Source organism: Streptococcus cristatus (assembly GCF_008369405.1).
Taxonomy (GTDB): domain Bacteria; phylum Bacillota; class Bacilli; order Lactobacillales; family Streptococcaceae; genus Streptococcus; species Streptococcus cristatus_G.
The window spans coordinates 1-977 of sequence record NZ_VSJJ01000027.1 but is presented as its reverse complement, the minus strand read 5'-3'; the positions used below and the strand labels follow the sequence as shown (position 1 = coordinate 977).

1 protein-coding gene is annotated in these 977 nt (G+C 46.8%); it reads right to left on the bottom strand.

Annotated elements, in window-relative coordinates:
* Positions 1-110 precede the first annotated feature (110 nt).
* Positions 111-977: mucin-binding protein (locus FXF62_RS10695; protein ID WP_149518718.1), on the bottom strand; the 867-nt coding region annotated here is incomplete at its 5' end.

The window sequence follows — 977 nt, the reverse complement described above, 5'->3', positions numbered from 1 at the left end:
AATAGCTACTGTCTTATCTCTTTTTTTACTTAAAGCCTTGATAGACTTGACAAATGGTAGAAAAGAGCCGAATTTATCACCTATTAGCCAAAAAGAATGAATTAGAGATCTCAATCTTCTTTTTTACGGCGAGTTCCAATACCAATCAGCGTCAATAGCGCTCCTATTCCTGCTGCTGTCATAACTTTCGCATTCTCAGTATCCTCACCTGTACGTGGAAGAACTGGTGCTGGAGTCGTTTGCGCTTTTGGTTGTGTTGGAGTGATCGGTGTCACTGGAGGCTCTGGCTTAACTGGAGTATCAGGAACCTCTGGAGTTGTCGGCACTGCGCTGTAATGCACGTCCTTGACAATATTCTCTTGGGTAACTGCTTCTGACGGAACAGTCGCAATGTCTACGCTGTAGCCTGGAATCACTGGTGACGGCACAGCGTCATAGTTGGTTTTGTCGCTTGTCCAAGCTGTGGCAGAAACTGGATTGCCAGTCACCTTGTCTGTCGTCACGGTACGAGTCCAAGTCGCTGTTTGTACTTGATCAGCTGGGGTTTGGCTGCCTGCACCATGGTAACGAACGGTCAGGTTCACAGACTTGCTTTCTTGGCTATCCGTTGTGCCGTGTTTCAAGCGAATAACTACGTTTTGATCCACACTGCTGTCGGTGTCGAATTGACTTGGCAGAGCGTCCTGAGAAGCCACTTCATAACCTTGTGCCAAGTAGCCTGCAACTACGGTGTCGTATTTCGTGTGTGCTGCTACTGGAAGAGCTGCACCTGAATCACCGGTGGTCAATTCAACTTGATGTTCCAGTGTCTGACCAGTTGTCTCATCTACAACTGTGTAAGTAACCTTTTGGTTTTGAGCAGTATAATGCACATCCTTGACAATATTCTCTTGGGTAACTGCTTCTGATGGAACTGTCGCCACATCTACAGTGTAACCTGGAATCACTGGCGATGGCACAGCATCATAGTTTGCTTT